This window comes from Streptomyces sp. NBC_01485, from assembly GCF_036227125.1.
In the GTDB taxonomy this organism is placed as follows: Bacteria; Actinomycetota; Actinomycetes; order Streptomycetales; family Streptomycetaceae; genus Streptomyces.
Map to the genome: position 1 here is coordinate 7583005 of NZ_CP109435.1, position 25672 is coordinate 7608676.

The 25672-nt window shown below is 72.4% G+C and carries 3 protein-coding genes; all 3 read left to right on the top strand.

Going from position 1 to position 25672, the window contains the following annotated elements; genetic code table 11:
* The 3 genes from OG352_RS33585 to OG352_RS33595 are packed head-to-tail and all read left to right on the top strand — an operon-like array spanning position 1 to position 25672.
* Positions 1 to 24213 (top strand): non-ribosomal peptide synthase/polyketide synthase, encoded by a 24213-nt coding sequence (locus OG352_RS33585; RefSeq protein WP_329222128.1) that lies wholly within the window; start codon positions 1 to 3, stop codon positions 24211 to 24213.
* Positions 24210 to 24437, top strand: coding sequence for an MbtH family protein (locus OG352_RS33590; RefSeq protein ID WP_329222129.1), 228 nt, complete (start codon positions 24210 to 24212; stop codon positions 24435 to 24437). The genes OG352_RS33585 and OG352_RS33590 overlap by 4 nt, the downstream gene beginning before the upstream one ends.
* On the top strand, positions 24434 to 25672 hold the full coding sequence (locus OG352_RS33595; protein ID WP_329222130.1) for a cytochrome P450 family protein: 1239 nt from the start codon (positions 24434 to 24436) through the stop codon (positions 25670 to 25672). Before OG352_RS33590 ends, OG352_RS33595 begins: the two co-directional genes overlap by 4 nt.

Consider the following 25672-nt stretch of genomic DNA (forward strand, 5'->3'; position numbering starts at 1 on the left):
ATGTCTGCTCGCGATGACGTCGCCCTGCCCCTGACGGCGGCTCAGCGCGAACTCTGGCTCGCCGAACAGCGCACGGACGGGGTGATCCCCACCTACCGCATCGGCGAGTACGTGGACCTCCCCGGCCCCGTCGACACCGACCTGTTCACCACCGCACTGCGCCAGGTCGTCGCCGAGAACGAGGCCCTGCACGTCACCTTCACCGACGGCGCCGACGGCGACCACGGCAATGACGGCGGCGACGACGGACCACGGCAGATCATGGGGGAGCCGGGGGACTACAGCCCCCGACACCTCGACCTGAGCATGCGCGACGACCCGCGCGCCGCCGCCCTGGAGTGGATGGCCGCCGACCGCCTGCGGCCCCTCGACCTCACCCGCGACCGCCTCTTCAGCCAGGCCCTGATCAAGCTCTCGGACGACCACCACCTCTGGTACCACAGCTACCACCACCTCCTCTCCGACGGCCTCGGATACGCCCTGATCGCCCGCCGGGTCGCGGCCGTCCACACCGCGCTCGCCGAAGGGCGTACGCCGGAGCCGACCCCGTTCCCGCCACTCCGGGCCGTCGTGGACCGCGACGCCGGCTACCGCGCCTCCGACCGCTTCACCGCCGACCGCGCGTACTGGGCCGAGCGCCTCGCCGCCCTCCCCGAGCCCGTCCGCATCGGCCGCTCCGCGGGCCGCCTCACCGCCGGCCCGAGGCACACCCCGCTGCCCGCCGAGCCCGTCCGCCACGCCCTCGACACGCTGGCCGCGCGCGCCGGAGTGCGCTGGTCGCGCGTCCTGATCGCGGCCACCGCGCTGTACGTGCACCGCCGCACCGGCGCGTACGACGTCCTCCTCGGCCTCCCCGTCACCGGCCGCGACCACGGCGACCCGGTCCTCACGGCGACTCCGGGCGTGGTCTCCAACATGGTGCCGCTGCGGCTGACCGTACGGCCCGGCATGTCCTGGTCCGCGCTGCTCGGGCAGGTCGACGCCGAGGTCCGGGCGGCGGTACGGCACCAGCGCTACCGCGGCGAGGACATGCACCGCGACCTGGGCCTGCCCGGCGCCCCGGGCTCGGCCTACGCCGCGGTCGTCAACATCATGTCCTTCGACAGCGATCTCCGCTTCGCCGGCCTGGCGGCGACCGCGCACAGCCTCGCCGAGGGCCCCGCCACCGAACTCGCCGTATGGGCGCTGGACCGTCACGACGGCACCGGACCGCACCTCAAACTCCAGGCCGCCGCCGACGCCTGGGACGACGACGAACGCCACGCCCACCGACACGGCCTGACGAGCCTCCTGGAGAGCCTCGCCGACACGGACGAGGAAGACCGCCCGGTCGGCCGCGTCGAGGTGCCGGTGCCGGTGCCGGTGCCGACGTCCGTATCGGTATCGGCATCGGACCCGGCTTCGCCCGCCCACCTCGCAGATCTTTTCGAACAGCAGGTCGGCCGCACTCCGGACGCCGTCGCCGTCGTCGCTTCCGACGCGACCCTCACCTACGCCGAACTCGACGCCCGAGCCAACCGTCTGGCCCACCTCCTCACCGCGCACGGCACCGGTCCGGAACGCCTGGTCGCCCTCGCGCTGCCCCGCTCCGCCGAGCTGATCGCGTCCGTCCTGGCGGTCCTGAAGACCGGCGCGGCCTACGTCCCCCTCGACCCGGACCATCCCTCCGCCCGCCTCGCCGACCTCCTCGACGACACCCGCCCGACCGTCCTGGTGACCGACGGCACCACCCGGTCCCGGCTGCCCCGGCTGCCGCACGACGTGACCGCCGACGTCGTCGTCCTGGACGCCCCCGACACCGCCGCGCGCCTCACCGCCGCCCCGCGAACCGCCCCGCACGCTGTCCGCGACCCACGTCACCCCGCCTACGTCATCCACACCTCGGGCTCCACCGGACGCCCCAAGGGAGTCGTGGCCACCCACGCGGCGGTGACGAACCTGGTGCTCCACCAACTCGGGGCGCTGTACCCGTCCTTGGGCGACCGGATGCGGGTGGCGCTGACCACCTCCCTCTCCTTCGACGCCTCCTGGGACCAGCTCGCCTGCCTGTTCGCCGGGCACGAACTGCACGTCCTCGACCGCGACACCTGGGCCGACCCGCAGGCCTTCGTCGCCCATCTCGCCCGCCACCGCCTCGACTTCGTCAACGCCACCCCGTCGTACCTGCGGGTCCTTCTCGACCACGGCCTGCTCGACGGGGAGCGGGAAGACGGGGAGGGGTGGCGGCCGTCCGTGATCGTCGCCGGTGGCGAGGCCGTGCCGGAGAGCCTCTGGCGGGAGTTGCGCGCCGCCGAAGGCGTACGCGTCCACAACTTCTACGGCCCCACCGAGTGCACCGTCGACGCCGTCACCGCCTCCCTCGACACCACCACCCGGCCCGCGATCGGCAACCCGGTGACCGGCTGCCGCGCCCATGTCCTCGACAGCGCTCTGCAACCCGTTCCCGACGGAGCGCCCGGTGAGCTGTACATCGCGGGCACCGGCCTGGCCCGTGGCTACCTGAACCGGCCCGGACTCACCGGCGAGCGCTTCGTCGCCGACCCCTACGGCCCGCCCGGCACCCGCATGTACCGCACCGGCGACCTCGTCCGGCGCACCTCGCAGGGCGTACTCGAGTATCTGGGCCGCGCCGACGACCAGGTCAAGATCCGGGGCTTCCGCGTCGAACCCGCCGAGATCGAGGCGCAGTTGAGCGCCCACCCGGCCGTGGCCCGCACCTCGGTCGTGGCCCGACAGGACGGCAGCCACCAGGACGGTGACACCGGTACCTCCCGGCTGGTCGCCTACGTCGTCGCCGAGCCCGGCAGCACCCCGCCGCACCCGGACGAACTCCGCGCCCACCTGCGCGAACGCCTCCCCGACCACATGGTCCCGGCCGCGTTCGTCACGCTCGACGCGCTGCCGCTGACCCCCACCGGGAAACTCGATCGGCAGGCCCTCCCCGCCCCCGCCGCCCCGGACGCCCGGGAGAGCCGCGCCCCGCGCACCGCCCGCGAGGAACTGCTGTGCGGACTGTTCGCCGACGTCCTCGGCGTCCCGCACGTCGGCGTCGACGACGACTTCTTCGCCCTCGGCGGTCACTCGCTGCTGGCCATGCGCCTCCTCGCCCGGATCCGCGCGGCCCTCGACACCGACCTGCGGCTCGGCGACCTCTTCGACGCCCCGACCCCCGCGTCCCTCGACACGGTCCTGGACACCACGAACACCACAGGCAGCGCAGACGGCACGGCCACCACCGGCCGCACCCGTCCCGCGCTGCGCCCGTACGAGCGGCCGGACGCCGTACCGCTGTCGTCCGCGCAGCGCCGGCTGTGGTTCCTCCAGCGCATCGAAGGCACCGGCGTCACCTACCACATCCCGCTCGCCCTGCGCCTGTCCGGCATCCTCGATCAGGCCGCCCTCGTGGCGGCCCTGCGGGACGTCGTCACCCGGCACGAGAGCCTGCGCACGGTCTTCCCCGACGAACGCGGGGTGCCCTTCCAGCGGGTCCTGGACGTCGACCGGGCCGCGCCCCGCCCGACCGTCACCCCCGTCACCGAGGCCGAACTCCCCGACCTGCTCGCCGCCGCTGCGCGCCGCCCCTTCGACCTGGCCGCCGAACCGCCCGTCCACACCGAGCTGTTCGCGCTCGCGCCCGACGAGCATGTGCTCCTCCTCGTCGTCCACCACATCGTCGGCGACGGCTGGTCCCTGTCCGCCCTGGCCGACGACGTCACCCGCGCCTACGCGGCCCGCTGCCGGGGCGCGGAGCCCGACTGGTCGCCGCTGCCCGTGCAGTACGCCGACTACACCCTCTGGCAGCGCGACCTTCTCGGCGACGCCACCGACCCCGACAGCCTCTCCGCCCGCCAACTCACCTTCTGGGCAGCCAACTTGGCAGACCTGCCCGAGCGGCTCGACCTGCCCTTCGACCGGCCCCGCCCGGCCGCGACGACCTACCGTGGCGAGCAACTGCCCCTGCGCCTGGACGCCGACCTCCACCGCCGGCTCCGGGAACTCGCCGGCGCCCACGGGGCGACCCTGTTCATGGTCCTCCAGGCGGGCCTGGCCGCCCTGCTCGGCAAGCTCGGCGCGGGCACCGACATCCCCCTCGGCGCCCCCGTCGCCGGCCGCACCGACGAGGCCGCCGACGACATGGTCGGCTTCTTCGTCAACACGCTCGTCCTGCGCACCGACCTCTCCGGTGACCCCACGTTCACCGAACTCCTCGACCGGGTCCGCCGCAACGCCCTGGCCGCCTACGCCCACCAGGATCTGCCGTTCGAGCACCTGGTGGAGGAGCTCAACCCGACACGCTCTCTCGCCCACCACCCGCTGTTCCAGACGATGCTCGCCCTGCAGAACGCCCCCCTCGGCGAGTTCGACCTGCCCGGCCTGCATGTACGGACGAGCCTGGTCTCCACCCGCACCGCCAAGTGCGACCTCACCTTCAACCTGGCCGAACGCACCCACCCCGACGGCACCCCGGCCGGCCTCGTCGGCACCGTGGAGTACAGCACCGACCTGTTCGACCGGGAGACGGTCGAGACGATGGCCGGCCGCTGGACACACCTGCTGAACACACTGGTCGCCCAACCGGCCCTACGGCTCAGCCGGTTCGACGTCCTGACGGAGGCGGAGCGCGAGCTGCTGCTGCCCGCGCCCAGCAGCATCGCCGAAGCGCCGTCCGTCGTGGACGGCGACCTGGTGGGGTTGTTCGAGGGGCGGGTGCGGGAGACGCCGGATGCGGTGGCGGTGGTCGCGTCGGGTGAAGTGGCGTTGTCGTATGGGGAGTTGAACCGGCGGGCCAACAGGGTTGCGCATGCGTTGATCGGGCGTGGGGTGGGTGTCGAGGACGTCGTCGCTCTGGCGTTGCCGCGTTCGGTGGAGTTGGTGGTCGCGGTTCTGGGCGTGTTGAAGGCGGGGGCGGCCTATCTCCCGCTGGACCCCGACTATCCGTCCGCTCGACGGGAGTTGATGCTGGAGGACGCCCGGCCGGTGCTGGTCCTCGATGATCTGGGCGGGGTGGAGGCGGAAGGCCTCCCCGACACCGACCCCATGGTGCCGTTGGACCCGCAGCATCCGGCCTATGTCATCTATACGTCGGGTTCGACGGGGCGTCCGAAGGGTGTGGTTGTTCCGCACGGGAATGTGGTGCGGTTGTTCGCGGCGACGCGGGAGTGGTTCGGGTTCGGTGCGGATGACGTGTGGACGTTGTTCCATTCCTACGCGTTCGACTTCTCGGTGTGGGAGTTGTGGGGTCCGCTGCTGCACGGTGGTCGGTTGGTGGTGGTGCCGTTCGAGATGTCGCGGTCGCCGGAGGCGTTCTTGCGGCTGCTGGCGCAGGAGCGGGTGACGGTCCTGAACCAGACGCCGTCGGCCTTCTATCAGTTGATGCAGGCAGACCGGGAGAACCCGGGCACCCAACTCGCCCTGCGCACGGTCGTGTTCGGTGGAGAGGCGCTGGAGCCGGCCCGTCTCTTCGACTGGTATGCCCGTCATGCGGACGACGCTCCGGTGCTGGTGAACATGTACGGCATCACCGAGACCACCGTCCACGTCACCCACACCGCCCTCACCCGGGACAGCGCCGTCGTCGGCACCGCGAGTGTGATCGGGGCGGCGATTCCCGACCTGCGCGTCCACGTGCTCGACGACCACCTGCGTCCCGTACCGCCCGGCGTGGCAGGGGAGTTGTACGTCGCCGGGGCCGGCCTGGCCCGTGGCTACCAGAACCGGCCCGGACTCACCGGCGAGCGCTTTGTTGCCGACCCCTACGGCCCGCCCGGCACGCGGATGTACCGCTCCGGTGACGTCGTGCGCCGGAACGCCCGTGGCGTGCTCGAGTTCGTCGGCCGAGCCGACGACCAGGTCAAGGTGCGGGGCTTCCGAATCGAACTCGGTGAGATCGAGGCCGCGTTGGCGGCCCATGCCGAGGTGGGCGATGTGACCGTCGTGGCCCGCCAGGACCGTGCCGACGACACCCGGCTCGTCGCCTACGTCGTCCCCGCACCCGGCGGCACGGCGCACCCCGCGACTCTCCGAGAGCACCTCCGTGAACGCCTCCCGGAGTACATGGTCCCGGCCGCGTTCGTGACGCTGGAGGCGCTGCCGCTCACCGTCAACGGCAAACTGGACCGGCGAGCGCTGCCCGAACCGCAGGTCGGTGGCGGTCTGGGCGCGGGCCGGGCACCGCGCACGCCGCAGGAGCAGATCCTGTGCGAGCTGTTCGCCGAGATCCTCGGGGTCGCCGAGGCCGGTGTGGACGACGGTTTCTTCGACCTGGGCGGTCACTCCCTGCTCGCCACCCGGCTCGTCGCCCGCGTCCGGGCCACCCTGGGTGTGGAGTTGGAACTGCGCACCCTGTTCGAGGCCCCGACGCCGGCCGGGCTGGCCGCGAGCCTCGCGGGCGCCGGACAGGCCCGTCTCGCCCTCACCCCGTACGAGGAGCGGCCCGAACTGGTCCCGCTGTCGTTCGCCCAGCGCCGCCTGTGGTTCCTGCACCAGTTGGAGGGCGCGAGCGCCAACTACAACATTCCGCTCGCCTGGCGGCTCACCGGCCCGCTCGACCGACCCGCCCTGACACAGGCCCTCGCCGACGTCCTGGGCCGCCACGAGAGCCTGCGCACGCTGTACCCGCAGATCGACGGCACCCCGTACCAGCGAATCCTCACCGGGTCCGCAGCGGAGGCCCTGCTGCGGCTGACGGCGCGGGAGACGACCGAGGCGGACCTCGACGCCGTACTGGCGGAGGCGCTGCGCCGTCCCTTCGACCTGGCCGTCGACCTGTCCCTGTACGCGGAGCTGTTCGCGCTCGGCCCGGACGAGCACGTACTGCTGCTGGTCATCCACCACATCGCGGGCGACGGCTGGTCCCTCGGACCGCTGGCGCACAACCTCGCCGACGCCTACGCCGCCCGCTGCCGGGGCGCGGAGCCCGACTGGTCGCCGCTGCCGGTGCAGTACGCCGACTACACCCTCTGGCAGCACCAACTGCTCGGCGACGCCACCGATCCCGGCAGCCTGTTCGCCCGCCAGGCCGCCCACTGGACGAGCACGCTGCAAGGACTCCCCGAGCAGATCCAACTCCCCACCGACCGGCCCCGCCCGGCGGTCGCCTCTCACGAGGGAGGCTTCGTCCGGGTCCGGCTGGACGCCGAACTGCACGCAAACCTACGGGAGTTGGCTCGCGACCAGGGCACCAGCCTGTTCATGGTGCTCCAAGCCGGACTCGCCGCGCTGCTGAACAAGCTCGGCGCCGGGGACGACATCCCGGTGGGCAGTCTCATCGCCGGCCGCACCGACCAGGCCCTCGACGACCTGATCGGCTACTTCGTCAACACCCTCGTCTTCCGCAGCGACACCTCCGGCGACCCGACCTTCACCGAACTCCTCGACCGGGTCCGGGACGTGGCCCTGGCCGCCTACGCCCACCAGGACCTGCCCTTCGAGTACCTCGTCGAGGCCCTCAACCCGGTGCGCTCCCTGGCCCACCACCCGCTCTTCCAAGTGATGCTCGTCCTGCAGAACGCACCCGGCGTCGACTTCGCCCCGCCCGGCCTGTCCACCAGCAGCGTCCAGCTCACCACCACCACGTCCAAGCTCGACCTGATCTTCTCCATGTCCGAACGGCACACGGACGACGGAGCCCCGCAGGGCATCGACGGCTTCGTCGAGTACGCCGGCGACCTGTACGACGCCGACACGATCCAGGCCATGTGCGACCGCTGGGTACGCCTGCTGCGTGCGGCGGTCGCCGAACCGGGGTGCCGGCTCAGCCGGTTCGACGTCCTGACGGAGGAGGAACGGCGACTGTCGCTTCCCTCGGCCGAGCCATTCGTTGCGGAAGACAGCCTCGTGGGGTTGTTCGAGGGGCGGGTGCGGGAGACGCCGGATGCGGTGGCGGTGACCGCGTCGGGTGAAGTGGCGTTGTCGTATGGGGAGTTGAACCGGCGGGCCAACAGGGTTGCGCATGCGTTGATCGGGCGTGGGGTGGGTGTCGAGGACGTCGTCGCTCTGGCGTTGCCGCGTTCGGTGGAGTTGGTGGTCGGGGTTCTGGGTGTGTTGAAGGCGGGGGCTGCCTATCTGCCGGTGGATCCGGATTATCCGGCGGCGCGGCGGGAGTTGATGCTTGAGGACGCCCGGCCGGTGCTGGTCGTGGATGACTTGGCGGCGGTGGAGTCGGAGGGCTTGCCGGACACCGACCCCGTGGTGCCGTTGGACCCGCAGCATCCGGCCTATGTCATCTATACGTCGGGTTCGACGGGGCGTCCGAAGGGTGTGGTTGTTCCGCACGGGAATGTGGTGCGGTTGTTCGCGGCGACGCGGGAGTGGTTCGGGTTCGGTGCGGATGACGTGTGGACGTTGTTCCATTCCTACGCGTTCGACTTCTCGGTGTGGGAGTTGTGGGGTCCGCTGCTGCACGGTGGTCGGTTGGTGGTGGTGCCGTTCGAGACGTCGCGGTCGCCGGAGGCGTTCTTGCGGCTGCTGGCGCAGGAGCGGGTGACGGTCCTGAACCAGACGCCGTCGGCCTTCTATCAGTTGATGCGGGCCGACCGGGAGCACCCGGGCACCCAACTCGCCCTGCGCACGGTCGTGTTCGGTGGAGAGGCACTCGAACCCGCCCGTCTCTCCGACTGGTACGCCCGTCATGCGGACGATGCTCCGGTGCTGGTCAACATGTACGGCATCACCGAGACCACCGTCCACGTCACCCACACCGCCCTCGACGCCCGGTCCATCGGCGACAGCTCCAGCGTGATCGGCTCACGAATCCCGGACCTGCGGACGTATGTGCTCGACCGGTGGCTGCGTCCCGTACCGGCAGGTGTGGTGGGGGAGTTGTACGTGGCCGGGGCCGGTCTCGCCCGTGGCTACCTCAACCGGCCTGCCCTGACCGCCGAGCGCTTCGTCGCCGACCCCTATGGACCGGCCGGTGCCCGTATGTACCGCACGGGTGACCTGGTGCGCGTGCGGGCCGACGGCACGTTGGAGTACGCGGGACGTGCCGACGACCAGGTCAAGGTGCGGGGCTTCCGGATCGAACTCGGTGAGATCAAGGCCGTGTTGGCCTCCCATCGCGGCGTCGGTGACGTGGCCGTCGTGGCGCGTCAGGATCGTGCCGACGACACCCGGCTCGTCGCGTACGTCGTCCCCACCGGCGCGGGGGAGGTCGAACCGGACGTCCTGCGGGGGTATCTGCGGGACCGGCTACCGGAGTTCATGGTCCCGGCCACGTTCGTCGCGCTGGAGGCGCTGCCGCTGACCGTCAACGGCAAGCTGGACCGTAAAGGTCTGCCCGAACCGGAGTTCACGCCCGACGCGGCCGGGCGGGTGCCGCGCACTCCGCAGGAGCAGGTGCTCGCCGAACTGTTCGCGGAAGTGCTCGGTGTCGAACGCGTCGGCGTGGACGACGACTTCTTCGGCCTGGGCGGTCACTCCCTCCTCGCCACCCGACTCGTCGCCCGCGTCCGTGCCGCCCTGGGTGCCGAACTCGAACTGCGCGCCCTCTTCGAGACGCCGACCGTGGCCGGGCTTGCGGAAGGGCTGAGTAGTGCCGGGGAGGCGCGGCCCGCGCTGGTGCCGGCCCCGCGGCCGGAGCGGATGCCACTGTCGTCCGCGCAGCACCGCCTGTGGTTCCTGCACCAACTCGACGGGAACAGCGCCGCCTACCACATTCCGCTCGCCTGGCGGCTGAACGGCCCGCTCGACCGTGAGGCCCTCGGTCGGGCCCTCGCCGACGTGGTGGCCCGGCACGAGATCCTGCGCACCCTCTACCCGACGTCCGCCGACGGAGTGCCCTACCAGCTCGTCCTGGACGCCGAACAGGCCCGCCCGGACCTGCCCCTCACCGAGGTCGACGCGACCGACGCGACCGACGAGGGCGATCTGCTGGCGCTGCTCGACCGTGCCGTAGGCCGGACCTTCGATCTCGCCGCCGAACCGCCGTTGCGCGCCGGGCTGTTCACCACCGGAGCCGACCGGCACGTGCTTCTGGTCGTCGTGCACCACATCGCGGGCGACGGATGGTCGCTGGGCCCGCTGTCGAAGGACCTGGCGACCGCGTACGCGGCGCGCAGCGCCGGGCGGGAGCCCAAGTGGGCACCGCTGCCGGTGCAGTACGCCGACTACACCCTCTGGCAGCGTGCGCTGCTCGGCGAACCGGCCGACACCGGGAGCCTGTTCGCCCTTCAGGCCGCCCACTGGACGAGCACGCTGAACGCGCTTCCCGAGCAGATCCAGTTGCCCACCGACCGGCCGCGCCCGGCGACGCCGTCCTTCCAGGGCCGCCAGCTGCCCGTCACCCTCGACGCCGAACTGCACGCCGGCCTCCTCGGCCTGGCCCGGCAGCACGGCGCCAGCCTGTTCATGGTGCTCCAAGCCGCACTCGCCGCGCTGCTGAAGAAACTGGGCGCCGGGGACGACATCCCGGTCGGCAGTCTCATCGCCGGTCGCACCGACGAGGCGCTTGACGATCTCGTCGGGTTCTTCGTCAACACGCTGGTGCTGCGTACGGACACCTCCGGCGACCCGACCTTCTCCGAACTCCTGGGCCGGGTAAGGGAGTCGGCCCTCGGGGCCTACGCCCACCAGGAACTGCCCTTCGACCACCTGGTCGAGGCACTCAACCCGGCCCGGTCGCTGTCCCGCCAACCGCTGTTCCAAGTACTGCTCGCGCTGCAGAACGTGCCGCGCGGCGCCTTCGACCTGCCGGGCCTGCACGCCGAGATCCTGCCGGTGCACCACGCCACGGCCATGTTCGACCTCTCCTTCCACCTGTTGGAGCGCGGCACCGGTGATGCGGCCGGTCTGCACGGCTACGTCGAGTACGCCACCGACCTGTTCGACGACGCCACGGTCGAGCGGCTCCTCGCCCGCTGGACGCGCCTGCTGCACGAGGCGGTCGCCCACCCGGACCGGCCGATCGGCCGCTTCGACGTCCTCCTCGACGACGAACACGACCGGCTTCTCGGAACGACGCCGTCCTACGGGCCGGCTGTCACCGACGTAAGCCTTCCCGAGCTGTTCCAGGCGCGGGTACGGGCCACCCCGGACGCCCCCGCAGTCGTCCTCGAGGACACCGTTGTCACGTATGCGCAGCTCAACGCCCGTGCGAACCGGCTGGCGCACGCGCTCATCGGCCGGGGCGCCGGACCGGAGACGGTCGTCGCGCTCGTCCTGCCCCGCTCGGCCGAGTTGGTCGTCGCGATCCTGGCGGTCCTCAAGACCGGCGCCGCCTACCTGCCCGTGGACCCGGAGTATCCGGCCGCGCGCCGCGCGTTCATGCTGGACGACGCCCGTCCGATCCTCGTCCTGGACGACCCGGCCGCCGTGGACGCGGGGGCCGCTCACCCCGACACCGACCCTGACACCGACCCCGATGTCGCGATCGACGGCCGTCATCCGGCGTACGTCATCTACACCTCCGGCTCCACCGGGCGGCCCAAGGCCGTCGTCATGCCGTCGGCCGCGCTCGCCAACCTGCTGCACTGGCACCACCGCGGTGTGGGCGGCGGCCCCGGCACCCGTACCGCGCAGTTCACCGCGGTGAGCTTCGACGTATCGGTGCAGGAGACGCTGTCGGCGCTGCTGTACGGCAAGACGCTCGTGATCCCCACCGAGGAACAGCGGCGCAGCGCCGAACTCCTCGCCGGCTGGCTGGAGACACACCGCGTCGAGGAGCTGTTCGCGCCGGCCCTGGTGCTGGAGGCGCTCGCGGAGGCCGCCGAGGAACACGGGCGGGACCTGCCGCACCTGCGGACCATCGCCCAGGCCGGCGAGGCGATGCGGCTCGGCGACGCGCTGCGCCGCTTCCACGCCCGCCGCCCGGACCGGCGCCTGCACAATCACTACGGCCCGGCGGAGACCCACGTCGTGACCGCGTACACGCTCCCCGCCGACCTCGGCGACTGCCCGCTGCCGGTGCCCATCGGCCGCCCCGTCGACCACACCCGCGCCTACGTGCTCGACGCCGCGCTGCGACCCGTACCGACCGGCGTGCCCGGCGAGCTGTATCTCGCCGGGGCCTGCCTGGCCCGCGGCTACCAGAACCGGCCCGCCCTGACCGCCGAACGCTTCGTCGCCGACCCCTACGGGCCGGCCGGGGCCCGCATGTACCGCACCGGCGACCTCGCACGATGGCGTACGGACGGCGAGCTGGAGTTCCTCGGCCGCGCCGACCACCAGGTGAAGGTACGCGGTTTCCGCGTGGAACCCGGCGAGGTCGAGGCCGCGCTCACCGCCCACCCGACGCTCGCGCGGGCCGTCGTCGTCCCCCGCGAGGACCGGCTCGTCGCCTACGTCGTCCCGGCCGCCGGAGCGAGCGTCGTACCCGTAGTACTTCTGGACCACCTGCGCGACCGCCTCCCCGACTACATGGTCCCGTCACACGTCGTCGCGCTCGACGCCATCCCGCTCACCCCCAACGGCAAACTCGACCGTGCCGCTCTGCCCGACCCCGCCCCGGACACCCGGGGGAGCCGGGCGCCGCACACCCCGCAGGAGCAGATCCTCTGCGACCTGTTCACCGAGGTGCTGGGGCTCGACCGCGCCGGGCTCGACGACGACTTCTTCGACCGGGGCGGCCACTCCCTGCTGGCCACCCGGCTGGTGTCCCGCGTCCGCGCCACCCTCGGCGTGGAACTCCCCCTGCGCCACCTCTTCGAGGCCCCCACCCCGGCCGGACTCGCCGCCCGCCTCGACGAGGCCGCCGTAGCCCGCCCGGCCCTGACTCCGGCCGCGCGGACCGAGCACCCTCTTCAACTGCCCCTGCCGCTGTCGTTCGCCCAGCGCCGTCTGTGGTTCCTGCACCGGCTGGAAGGCGCGAACGCCGGCTACCACATGCCGCTCGCGCTGCGGCTGCGCGGACCGCTCGACCGGGCCGCCCTCACCGAGGCGCTCACCGACGTCGTCGGCCGGCACGAAACGCTGCGCACGGTGTTCCCGCACACGGACGGCGTACCGCACCAGCGGATCCTGCCCGCCGCCGAGGCCCGGATCCCCCTCACGGTCACCGACGCCGACGAGACCGACCTCCCCGTACTGCTGACCGCAGCCGCCTGCCACGACTTCGACCTCGCCGCCGAACTACCGTTGCGCGCCCACCTGTTCACTCTCGCGGCAGACGAACACGTCCTCCTCCTCGCCCTGCACCACATCGCCGCCGACGGCTGGTCCCTGCGCCCCCTGTCGACGGACCTGGCGACCGCGTACGCGGCCCGCCGCGCGGGGCAGCAGCCCAACTGGGCTCCGCTGCCCGTGCAGTACGCCGACTACACGCTCTGGCAACGCGACCTGCTCGGCGACGAGTCCGACGCGGACAGCACCTACGCCCGCCAACTCGCCCACTGGACGCACACCCTCGCCGGCCTGCCCGACCTCCTCCACCTCCCCACCGACCGGCCGCGCCCCGCCGACTCCACCCACCGGGGCGGCCTGCTCACCACATCCGTCGACGCCGGACTGCACGGCGAGCTGGCCGCCCTCGCCCGCCGCACCGGCGCCAGCCTGTTCATGGTGCTCCAAGCCGGTCTCGCCGCCCTCTACACGCGCCTCGGCGCGGGCACCGACATTCCTGTCGGCAGCCCCTTCGCCGGCCGCACGGACCAGGCGCTGGACGATCTCGTCGGGTTCTTCGTCAACACGCTGGTGCTGCGTACGGACACCTCAGGCGACCCGACCTTCACCGAACTCCTGGGCCGGGTGCGGGAGTCCGCCCTCGCCGCCTACGCCCACCAGGACGTCCCCTTCGAGCACCTCGTCGAGGCCCTGAACCCGGCCCGCTCCCTCTCCCACCACCCGCTGTTCCAGACGCTGCTCGCCGTCCAGAACACCCCCGACGGCGACTTCGCCCTCGACGGCCTGGAGACCTCCCCGCAGCCCGTGCGCACCGGCACCGCCCGGCTCGACCTGGCCTTCGCCCTCACCGAACGGCGTCGCCCGGACGGCACGCCCGACGGCCTCGACACCATCGTCGAGTACAGCGCCGACCTGTTCGACGAGGACACCGTCCGCACGCTCTTCGACCGGTGGGTGCGCCTGCTCACCGCCGCCGTCACGGCACCCGACCGCCCGATCGGCCGCCTCGACATCCTCGACGCCGACGAACGCACCGCACTCCTGCATGCCAACGACAACGACAACGGCCAGGACCACGGCCACGATGCCATCGACGTTCCGGAGACCACGTTTCCCGAACTGTTCCGACAGCAGGCGGCCCGCCGCCCGGACGCGGTCGCGGTCGTCTCCGGCGGCACCGAGCTGGCGTACGCCGAACTCGACGCGCGTGCCAACCAGTTCGCGCATGCCCTCGTAAGCAGTGGTGTCGGTGCGGAGGATGTCGTCGCCCTTGTTCTGCCGCGTTCGGTGGAGCTGGTCGTAGCCGTGCTGGGGACGATGAAGGCGGGGGCCGCCTATCTGCCCGTCGATCCCGGGTATCCCGAGGCGCGTATCGCCCACATGTTGGAGGATGCACAACCTGCCTTGGTCGTGCGGGACTTGGACTTCGCCGACGGTTTCCCGGAGTCGGATCCCGGGGTCCGTGTGGACGTGCGGAATCCTGCCTACGTCATCTACACCTCCGGTTCGACCGGGCGACCCAAGGGCGTCGTCGTCACCCACGGAGGCGTGCCCAGCCTGGTCGCGGCGCAGGTCGCGCGGCTCGGACTCGACGACTCCAGCCGGGTGCTCCAGCTCAGCTCACCGAGCTTCGACGCCTCCTTCTGGGACCTGTGCGCAGCGCTGCTCACCGGAGCGTGCCTGGTCCTGGCCCCGGCCGATGCTCCCCTGACGGGCCTGACCTCGGACATCTCCCATGTGACGTTGCCGCCGTCGGCGCTGGCCGCTGTTGAGGAGCTGCCGGTGTCGACGTTGGTGGTGGCGGGGGAGGCGTGTGCGCCGGAGTTGGTGGCGCGGTGGGCTTCTGGGCGTCGGATGATCAATGCGTATGGTCCGACGGAGACGACGGTGTGCGCGACGATGAGTGGGCCGCTCGCGGCGACGGGTGGGGTGCCGTCGATTGGGCGGGCGATCGTCAACGCGCGTGTGTATGTGCTTGATTCGGGGTTGCAGCTTGTGCCGCCTGGTGTGGCGGGTGAGTTGTATGTGTCTGGTGCGGGGCTTGCGCGTGGGTATCTGCGGCAGCCGGGTCTGACCGCCGGCCGTTTCGTCGCCGATCCGTTCGGTGAGACCCCCGGTGGGCGTATGTATCGCACGGGTGATGTGGTGCGGTGGCGTGCGGATGGTGAGTTGGAGTTCGTCGGCCGGGCCGACGAGCAGGTGAAGGTGCGTGGGTTCCGGGTCGAGCCCGGCGAGATCGAGACCGTACTCGCCGCCCATCCCGCCGTGGCGCACGCCGTGGTGGCCGTGCGGCAGGAGCGGCTCGTCGGCTATGTCGTGGCCGAGCGGGACGCGGAACCGCAGCCGGCCGTGCTGCTCGGCTTCCTGCGGGACCGGCTCCCCGAGCACCTGGTGCCGAGCGCGGTCGTCCTGCTGGACGCCCTGCCGCTGACCCCCAACGGCAAGCTCGACAAGGCCGCCCTGCCCACCCCGGACTTCGCGCCCGAGACCGCCGGGCGGGCTCCGCGCACCCCGAGGGAACAGTTGCTGGCCGGGCTGTTCGCCGAGGTGCTGGGCGTCGAACGCGTCGGCCTCGACGACAGTTTCTTCGACCTGGGCGGACACTCTCTGCTCGCCACCCGGTTCGTCTCACGTGTCCGGGCCGTGCTGGGGGCGGAACTCGCCCTGCGCACCCTGTTCGAGACGCCCACCGTGTCCGGGCTCGCCGCAGCGCTGGACGGCGCCGACCGGGCCAGGCCCGCACTGACGGCGGCCGACCGGCCCGAGCGGACACCCCTGTCGTTCGCGCAGCGCCGGCTGTGGTTCCTCCAGCAGATGGACGGCCCCGGCACCAGCTACAACATCCCCCTCGCCCTGCGCCTGTCCGGACGGCTCGACGAGCGGGCGCTGGCCGAGGCCCTCGCGGACGTCGTCGCCCGGCACGAGACCCTCCGCACGGTCTTCCCCGAGGCCCACGGCGCCCCGTACCAGAACGTGCTGGACCCCGACACCGCCCGCCCACGCCTGTGCGCGACGCACACCGACGAGTCCCGGTTGGCGCAGGCGCTCGCCGAGGCCGCCCGCCACCCCTTCGACCTGTCCGCCGAAGTCCCCCTGCGCGCCCACCTGTTCACGCTCTCGGACGAGGAGCATGTCCTGCTGCTCGTCATGCACCACATCGCAGGCGACGGATGGTCCACCGGACCCCTCTCCCGCGACCTCGCCGAGGCGTACGCGGCCCGCAGCGCGGGGCACAAGCCCGAGTGGGCGCCGCTGCCCGCCCAGTACGCCGACTACACCCTCTGGCAACGCGAACTGCTCGGCGACCCGACCGCCCCCGACAGCGTCTTCGCCGCCCAACTCGCCTACTGGAAAGAGCGGTTGGCGGACCTCCCGGATCAACTCCAGCTCCCTGCGGACCGGTCCCGCCCGGCCGTCGCCACCTACCGGGGCGAGTACCTGCTCGTCGAGCTGGACGCCGAGCTGCACGCCGGACTGGCCCGGCTCGCGCGTGGCTCGGGCGCGAGCCTGTTCATGGTGCTGCGAGCCGCCCTCGCCGCCCTGTTCACCCGTCTCGGCGCGGGCACCGACATTCCCGTCGGCAGCCCCATCGCCGGCCGCACCGACCAGGCCCTCGACGACCTCGTCGGGTTCTTCGTCAACTCGCTCGTCCTGCGCACCGACACCTCCGGCGACCCCTCGTTCGAGGAGCTGGTGCGGCGGGTGCGGGAGAACGCGCTGGGCGCCTACGCCCACCAGGACCTGCCGTTCGAGAACCTCGTCGAGGAGCTCAACCCGGCCCGCTCGCTCTCCCATCACCCCTTGTTCCAGGTGATGTTCGCGCTGCAGAACGCGCCGATGGGCGAGTTCGACCTGCCCGGCCTGCGGGTCGCGCCGGTGACCGTGCCCACCGGCACCGCCAAGTTCGACCTCGGCTTCAACCTGTACGAACGGCACGCCGGCGACGGCTCCCCGGCGGGCATCGCGGGCGCGGTCGAGTACGCCACCGACCTGTACGACCGGGCCACGGTCGCCGACCTCGTCGACCGCTGGACCCGGCTGCTGCACGCCGTCGTCGCCGACCCTGCCCGGCCCGTCGCCCGCATCGACCTCCTCTCCGCCGACGAACGCCACCGTCTGCTCCACGACGCCAACGCCGCCAATGTCGCCAACGACACCGCCGTACCCGTCGACCCGGTACCGCTGCCGACCGCCTTCGCCCGCCAGGTACGGGCCACGCCCGATGCGGTGGCCCTGGTGTCCGACGACGGCACCGAGCTGACGTACGCCGAACTCGACGCGCGTGCCAACCAGTTCGCGCATGCCGTCGTAAGCAGTGGTGTCGGTGCGGAGGACGTTGTCGCCCTAGTCCTGCCGCGTTCCGTGGACCTCGTCGTCGCGATCCTGGGCACGATGAAGGCGGGGGCCGCCTATCTGCCCGTCGATCCCGGGTATCCCGAAGCGCGTATCGCGTTCATGCTGGACGACGCTCAACCGGCGCTCGTGGTCCTTGACTTGGACTTTGTCGGCGGCTTCCCGGAGTCCGATCCCGGGGTTCCTGTGGATGTGCGGCATCCTGCCTACGTCAGCTACACCTCCGGTTCGACCGGGCGGCCCAAGGGTGTCGTCGTCAGTCACGCGGGCATCGCGCACCTGGTGGCCGCGCAGGTCGAGCGGTTCGCCATCGACGCGACGAGCAGGGTGCTGCAGTTCGCCTCGCCCAGCTTCGACGCGTCCGTGTCCGAGCTGTACACGGCCCTGCTCACCGGGGCGACTCTCGTCCTCCCGCCACCGAACAACCCTTTGGCAGGCCTGACTTCGGACATCACCCATGTGACCTTGCCGCCGTCGGTGCTGGCGGCTGTGGGTGTGGGGGAGCTGTCGGTGTCGACGTTGGTGGTGGCGGGGGAGGCGTGTGCGCCGGAGTTGGTGGCGCGGTGGGCTTCTGGGCGTCGGATGATCAATGCGTATGGTCCGACGGAGACGACGGTGTGCGCGACGATGAGTGCGCCGTTGACGGTGTCGGGTGGGGTGCCGTCGATCGGGCGGGCGATCGTCAACGCGCGTGTGTATGTGCTTGATTCGGGGTTGCAGCTTGTGCCGCCTGGTGTGGCGGGTGAGTTGTATGTGTCTGGTGCGGGGCTTGCGCGTGGGTATCTGCGGCAGCCGGGTCTGACCGCCGGTCGTTTTGTCGCCGATCCGTTCGGTGAGATCCCCGGTGGGCGTATGTATCGCACGGGTGATGTGGTGCGGTGGCGTGCGGATGGTGAGTTGGAGTTCGTCGGCCGGGCCGATGAGCAGGTGAAGGTGCGTGGGTTCCGGGTCGAGCCCGCCGAGATTGAGACCGTTCTCGCCGCTCATCCTGGCGTCGGGCGTGCCGTCGTGGCCGTACGCGATGAACGGCTCGTCGGCTATGTCGTCCCCGCCGCCGACACCGCCGCCGACACCACCGTCACGTCCCGTCCGGAGCGCGACCGCGGTCGTGAGCAGGACCACATCGCCGGCTGGCGGGAGATCTACGACGCCCTGCCGGTGAGGGCCGCGCAGGCTGCCCTCGGTGAGAACTTCACCGGCTGGAACAGCAGTTACGACGGCCGTCCCATCCCCGAGGCGGAGATGCGGGAGTGGCGGGACGCCACCGTGGACCGCATCCGGGCGCTGAAGCCGCGCCGGGTCCTGGAGGTCGGCGTCGGCACGGGGCTGCTGCTGGCCCGGGTCGCGCCGGACTGCGAGGCGTACTGGGCCACCGACTTCTCCGCCACGGCCGTCGACGCCCTCGCGGAACAGGTGGGCCGGGACCCGGCGCTGGCGGAGCGGGTCGTGCTGCGCACCCAGCCCGCGCACGACGTCGCCGAACTGCCGGGCGGGTTCGACACCATCATCCTCAACTCGGTCGTCCAGTACTTCCCCAGCGCCGAGTATCTGCTCGACGTCGTCCGGAAGTTGACCTCACTCCTCGCGCCCGGCGGTGCCTTCTTCATCGGCGACGTGCGCAACCTGCGGTCGCAGCGGGCGCTGGCCACCGCAGTCCAGTTGCACCGGGGCAACGACACCTACCCCGACCCTGACACCGACACCGCCCCCGATCCCATGGAGGTCCGCCGAGGCGTCGAGCGGGCGTTGCGCACCGAGGAGGAACTCCTCGTCGATCCCGACTTCTTCGCCGCGCTGCGGGGCCAGGTCGACGCGGTCGGTGCTGTCGCCGTCGAGGTCAAGCGCGGCCGGCACCACAACGAACTCACCCGCCACCGCTACGACGTCACCCTGCACATCCGGCCCGCCGGGCAGTGGAACGGTTTCACGGAGGTCGCCTGGGGCCGTGCCGTGGGCACGCCGGACGACGTACGCGACCTCGTGGCAGCGGAGGACCCCCCGGTGCTGCGGATCACGGGCGTGCCCAACGCCCGGGTGAGCGGCGAGGTCGCCGCCGACCGAGCGGTGCACGGGGACGACAGCGGTACGAAGTCCGGAGCCGACCCCGGTGTTGACCCCGGTATCGACCCCGAGGTCTGGCACGCGCTGGGTGCCTCCACGGGTCGCCGGGCGCACGTCACCTGGTCGCCGGACGCCCCCGACCTCCTCGACGTCGTGCTCGTCGACCCGGCGCGGGCGGACGACCCGGACGCTCCCGTCGAGGCGTACTGGCCGGCCCGCCATACCGGGACGTTCACCAACACGCCTGCCGCCGACCGTACTTCCGGCTCCCTCGTCCGCGACCTGCGGGACTTCGTGCGCGTACGGCTCCCCGAGCACCTCGTGCCGTCCCTGTTCGTCGTGCTCGACGAACTTCCGCTCACCGCCAACGGCAAGCTGGACCGGGCCGCTCTGCCCGCCCCCGCCGACGCGGCGAGCCGGGGCAGCCGGGAGCCGCGCACTCCGCAGGAGGAGCTGCTCGTGCACCTGTTCGCCGAGGTTCTCGGTGTGGGCCGGGTCGGCGTCGACGACAGCTTCTTCGACCTGGGCGGACACTCGCTGCTCGCCACCCGGCTGGTCTCCCGCGTCCGGGCCGCGCTGGGCGCCGAACTCGACGTCCGCGCCCTGTTCGAGGCGCCCACACCGGCCCTGCTCGCCGTACGGCTCGACGAGGCCGGGGAGGCCCGGACGCCGCTCACCGCCCGCGTGGAGCGTCCGGAGCGGGTGCCGCTGTCGTACGCCCAGCAGCGGCTGTGGTTCCTGCACCGGATGGAGGGGCCGAGCGCCGCCACGTACGTCATGCCGCTGGCGCTGCGACTGACCGGTCCCCTGGACCGGATGGCGCTGCGGCTGGCCCTCGGTGACGTCGTCGCCCGGCACGAGAGTCTGCGGACGGTGTTCCCGGAGGCCGACGGCGTGCCCCACCAGCTCGTCCTGGACGTGCGTCCGGAGCTGCCGGTCACCGAGACCGACGAGGCGCGGCTGCCGGAACTGCTCGCCGGGGCCGCCCGGCGCGGGTTCGACCTCGCCGTCGAACCGCCGCTGCGGGCCGAGCTGTTCGCGCTCACGCCCGACGATCACATCCTGCTGATCGCCGTCCACCACATCGCCGGGGACGGCTGGTCGATGGGGCCGCTGTCCCGGGACCTGGCGACCGCCTACGCCGCCCGGTGCGAGGGCGAGGAGCCCAACTGGGCTTCCCTGCCGGTCCAGTACGCCGACTATGCCCTCTGGCAACGGGAGCTGCTCGGTGAGGCGTCCGACACGGACAGTCGGCTCGCCGCCCAACTCGCCTACTGGACACGGACGTTGGTGGAACTGCCCGCGCAGATCACACTGCCGGCCGACCGGCCGCGTCCGGCCGTCGCCTCGCAGCGCGGCAGCACGCTGCCGATCCACCTCGACGCCCAACTCCACCGTGCCTTGCGGGACTTCGCGGCCGAGCGCGGTGCCAGCATGTTCATGGCCCTGCAGGCCGGTCTCGCCGCGCTGCTGAGCCGCCTCGGGGCCGGCACCGACATCCCCGTCGGCAGCCCGGTGGCGGGACGTACCGACCAGGCGCTGGACGACCTCGTCGGGTTCTTCGTCAACACGCTCGTGCTGCGCACGGACACCTCCGGCGACCCGACCTTCGCCGAACTCCTGGGCCGGGTACGGGAGTCCGCCCTCGCCGCCTACGCCCACCAGGACGTGCCCTTCGAGCACCTGGTCGAGGTTCTCAACCCGGCCCGCTCGCTCTCCCACCACCCCCTCTTCCAGGTGATGCTGGCCTTGCAGAACGCCCCCGGCGGAGGCCCCGGCGGAGGCTTCGGCCTCGCTGGGCTGACGACCGTGCCGGTGGCCGTGCCGACCGGCACCGCCCGCTGCGACCTCACCCTCAGCCTCGCCGAGCGGTACGCCGACGACGGCACCCCCGAGGGCCTCACCGGCGCGGTCGAATACGCCACCGACCTGTTCGACGCCCCCACCGTGGCCACGCTCGTCGCCCGCTGGATCCGCCTGCTGGAGGCGGTCGTGGCCCGGCCCGGGGAGCCCATCGGCGGCATCGACCTGCTGGCGGACGACGAACGCCACCTGCTCCTGATCGGCCACAACGACACCGGCGCCGTACTGCCCGCCGCCGCCCGCCGTTCCCTGCCGGAACTGTTCGCCGAGCGGGTACGGGCCACCCCGGACGCGGTGGCCGTGGCGAGCGGCGACGACACGCTCACGTACGCCCAACTCGACGCCCGCGCCAACCGCCTCGCCCACGCGCTCGCCGGTCAGGGAGTGCGGGCCGAGACACCGGTGGCCGTCCTCATGGAACGCTCGGCCGACCTGGTCGTGGCGATCCTGGGCGTCGTCAAGGCGGGCGGCGGATACGTGCCGCTGGACCCGGGGTTCCCGCCCGCCCGCATCGACCTGGTTGTGCGTGAGACCGGCGCCGCCCTCGTCCTCACCGAGGACGTGCTCACCGCCCTGCTGGCCGCCGAGCTACGTACCGACGCACCCCAAGTCGACTGCCGTCCGGACCAGTTGGCTTACGTGATGTACACCTCGGGCTCCACCGGTCGTCCCAAGGGCATCGCCGTCACCCACGCCGACGTGGCCGGGCTCGCCCTCGCCCCGTGCTGGGGCACTCACGACGCCCACGACGCCCGCGACGCCCACGAGCGGGTGTTGCTCCACGCGCCGGCCGCGTTCGACGCGTCCACCTACGAGCTGTGGGTGCCGCTGCTGGGAGGCGGCCGGGTCGTCGTCGCCCCGCAAGGCCGTCTCGACGTACGGGAGTTGTGTGCCGCGATCGCCGAACAGGGGGTGACCGGCCTGTGGTTGACGGCCGGGCTGTTCCGGGTCGTGGCCGAGGAGGAGCCCGCCGGGCTCGCCGGGGTGCGTGAGGTGTGGACCGGCGGTGACGTGGTGTCCGCGACGGCCGTCGCCCGCGTGATGGACGCCTGCCCGGGCCTCCGGGTCGTCAACGGCTACGGCCCGACGGAGACCACCACGTTCGCCGCCCACCACCGCATGGACACCCCGCCCGACCCCGCCCGTTCCGTGCCCCTCGGACGTCCCATGGCCGGCATGCGGCTGTACGTCCTCGACGACCGGCTGCGGCCCGCCCCGGCCGGTGTGGTGGGCGAGCTGTACATCGCCGGGACGGGTGTCGCGCGCGGCTACGCCGGCCGCCCCGCCGCCACCGCCGAACGCTTCACCGCCGACCCCTACGGCCCGCCCGGCGCCCGCATGTACCGCTCCGGCGACCTGGCCCGGTGGCTCGACGACGGCACCCTGGAATTCGCCGGCCGCGCCGACGACCAGGTCAAGCTACGGGGCTTCCGCGTCGAACCCGGTGAGGTCGAGGCCGCCCTCGCCCGCTGCCCCGGCGTCGCCCAGGCGGCGGTCGTCGCCCGCGAGGACCGCCCCGGCGACCAACGGCTCGTCGCCTATGTCGTCCCTGCCGCCAACACCGGAACCGGCACCAACACCCCCACCGGAACTGACCACTTCGACCCGCTCGCCGTCGCCGAGCTCCTCCGTCGCGACCTGCCCGCCCACCTCTGCCCCGCCGCCTTCGTCACCCTCGACGCGCTTCCGCTGACCGCCAACGGCAAGCTCGACCGGGCCGCCCTGCCCGCCCCCGAGTACGGCCCCGGCAGCGACGGCACCGGGCGCGGCCCGCGCACCCCGCACGAGCAGGTGCTGTGCGATCTGTTCGCCGAGGTGCTGGGCCGGGACCGGGTCGGCATCGACGACGGGTTCTTCGACCTGGGCGGTCACTCCCTGCTCGCCGCCCGTCTCGTCGCCCGGATCCGCGACACCCTGGGCGCCGAGCTCGGACTGCGCACCCTCTTCCAGACCCCGACCGTCGCCGGACTCGCCGAACGGCTCGCGCTGCGCGACACCGACGACTCGCTGGACGTCCTGCTGCCGCTGCGCCCGGAGGGCTCGGGCACCCCGCTGTTCTGCGTCCACCCGGGCGGCGGCATCAGCTGGTGCTACAGCGGTCTGCTCAACCATCTCGCCCCCGAACACCCCGTGTACGCGATCCAGGCCCGCAGCCTCGGCCGCGACGAACCCCGCCCCACCTCCTACGAGGAGATGGCCGCCGACTACGCCGAGCAGATCCGCAAGGTCCAGCCGGACGGCCCCTACCTGCTCCTCGGCTGGTCGGCCGGCGGGCTCATCGCGCACGCCGTCGCCACCGAACTCCAGCGGCAGGGGCAGCGCACCGCGCTCCTCGCGATCCTCGACGCCTACCCGGTCGCCGACCTCACCTTCGACGAACCGCCCGTGCCCAGCGAACGCGACGTCCTGGTCGGCATGCTCGACTGCGACCCCGCGGAGGCGGGCCCGGAGCCGCTCACCCACGAGCAGGTCATGGAGGTGCTGCGGCGTCGGGGCAGCGCCCTGGCCGGGCTGACGGAACGGCACATCGAGGCCGTCGTCGCCATCATGATCAACAACGCGAGCCTGGCGCTGACGTTCCGACCCGCCCTGTTCCAGGGAGACATGCTCCTGTTCAACTCCACGATCGACCGCGAACAGGACTCCCCGGGCGCCGACGTCTGGCGCCCCTACGTCACCGGGTCCATCGACTCGTACGACATCACCGCCCGCCACGACCGCATGACCCAGCCGGGCTCCCTCGCGCAGCTCGGCCCGCTCCTCGCCGCCCGCATCACCGAGATCCAGCGGCACCTTCCCGACCGCAACCTGTCCGACCACCACCTGTCCGACCGTCACCCATCCGACAGCCCTCGCACCACGCAGGAGAACCAGTCGTGAACAACCCCTTCGAGGACCAGGACGCCACCTACCTCGTGCTCGTCAACGACGAGGCGCAGTACTCCCTTTGGCCCGCCTTCGCCGACGTCCCCGACGGCTGGACCGTCGCCCACCCCGAGGACACCCGCGCGGCCTGCCTGGAGTACGTCGAGGCCACCTGGACCGACATGCGGCCCAAGAGCCTCGTCGAGGCGATGGCGGCGGGGACGGACACCACGTCATGAGCGCCGTCACCACCGGCGTGGCGGACTTCGCGGCGGCTCTGCAGTCGGACGCGTTCCGCCGCGACCCCTATCCGACCTACGCCCGGATGCGCGCCGAGTGCCCGGTGTACCCGGCGCCGCAGGGCGTCTGGTACGTCACCCGGCACGCCGACGTCGAACAGGCCCTCGGCGACCTGCGGTTGTCGAACGACCGTGAGCGGATGACCGGGGCGCTGGTCGCCCGGGACGGCCGGATGCGCGACCTGAGCCGCCTCACCGCCCGGCTCGGGCGGGTCATGAGCAACACCGACCCGCCGGACCACGCGCGGCTGCGGGGGCTCGTCAACAAGGCGTTCACCGCCCGCCGGGTCGAGCAGTTGCGGGAGAGGGTCCAGGCGGTCGTGGACCGGCTCGTCGACGACGCCGTCGCCGTGGGGCCGCCGACCGACGTGCTCACCGCCGTGGCCTCGCCGCTGCCGCACACCGTGGTCTGCGAACTGTTCGGGATCCCCGAGGCCGACCGGGACCGCGTCAAGGAGTGGTTCCGCGGGCTCGGCCGGATCCACGAGGACATCGAGCGCGCCGAGAAGGTCGTCGACGAGTTCGAGGCGTACCTGACCGCGCTCGCCGCGCAGCGGCGCGCCGAACCAGGCGACGACCTGATCAGCGCCCTGGTCACCGCGCAGGCCCGCGGCGACCGGCTCACCGACCACGAGCTGCTGTCGACGTGCTTCCTGCTGATCACCGCGGGCGACGAGACGACGACGAACCTCATCGGCAACGGCGTCCTCGCCCTGCTCCGCAACCCGGACCAACTGGCCCGGCTGCGCGCCGAACCGGCGCTGATCCGCACGGCCGTCGACGAGATCGTCCGCTACGACAGTCCCAGCCAGGCGATCGTCCGGGTGGCCGCCGAGGACGTGCCGCTGGGCGGGCGCACCCTGCCCGCCGGCGACCTCGTGTATCTCTTCCTCTCCTCGGCGGGCCGCGACCCCGACCGGCACGAGGAGCCCGACCGGCTCGACCTGACCCGTCCCGCCCACCGCCATCTCGGCTTCGGCCACGGGCCGCACTTCTGCCTCGGCGCGCCCCTGGCCCGCCTGGAGACCGAGCTCGCCATCGGCACCCTCGTCCGCCGGCTGCCCGACCTGCGGCCGGCCGTCGAACCCGGGGAACTCCAGTGGCGCCCCAACCCGCTGCAACGCCGGCTGACGGCGCTGCCGGTCACGTACACCACCGTCCGAGAGAGGAAGTGA

Coding starts and splice junctions, on each gene's coding strand:
- OG352_RS33585 (WP_329222128.1), top strand. CDS start 1: ATGTCTGCTCGCGATGACGTCGCCCTGCCCCTGACGGCGGCTCAGCGC.
- OG352_RS33595 (WP_329222130.1), top strand. CDS start 24,434: ATGAGCGCCGTCACCACCGGCGTGGCGGACTTCGCGGCGGCTCTGCAG.